Origin of the sequence: Segeticoccus rhizosphaerae (assembly GCF_009192725.1) — a bacterium.
Taxonomy (GTDB): domain Bacteria; phylum Actinomycetota; class Actinomycetes; order Actinomycetales; family Dermatophilaceae; genus Segeticoccus; species Segeticoccus rhizosphaerae.
Window position 1 is genome coordinate 1 of the sequence record NZ_VOHR01000694.1, and the last position, 634, is coordinate 634.

At 73.8% G+C, this 634-nt stretch carries 1 protein-coding gene; it reads right to left on the reverse strand.

The features are described 5' to 3' along the window. Window positions 1-458: PadR family transcriptional regulator (locus FRW57_RS22535; RefSeq protein WP_152187131.1), on the reverse strand; the 458-nt coding region annotated here is incomplete at its 3' end. Window positions 459-634 lie beyond the last annotated feature (176 nt).

Below are 634 nucleotides of genomic sequence, written 5' to 3' on the forward strand. Positions count from 1 at the left end.
CGCATGCCGGCGTCCGCCGACGGAGGCCGCGGCCTCGTGGGAGGTGCCCCACCTGCCGGAGTCGCGGTGCGCCGGGCCTGCTTGGCCGCCTCCTTGAGCTCGGCGCGCAGGTCGGACGAGCTGACGTGCACCCGTTGGCGCACCTGCTGGGCGAGCTCGCGCACGGTGTGGTCAAGGTCCTGTTGCAGGTCGGCGAGGTCGAACTGGCGCGCCTCGACCTCGGCCCGGCCCGCGTCGGTGATGCGGTAGGTCAGCTTGCGACCCTCACCCTCGGCGCGCTCGACGAGACCTTCCTCCTCCAGCTTGGCCAGCCGAGGGTAGACGGTTCCCGCGCTGGGGGAGTAGAGGCCGTTGAACCGCTCCTCCAGGGCCCGGATCACCTCATAGCCGTGGCGCGGTCCCTCGGACAGCAGCGCCAGCAGGTAGAGGCGCAGCTGTCCGTGGGCGAAGACGGCCATTGCTCAGCCCCCCGACCGGTCGGACGTGGCCGGCGCCGAGCCGTGGGCGGCGGGGTCCGCATCGGCGCGCAGCACGATGACGTCGCCGGAGACGGAGACCGCCCTGATCTGCAGGGCACCGTCACCGTCGCGCAGCCGGCCTCCGCTCCTGGGCGGTGTCGGCGGGTGCGGCGGCC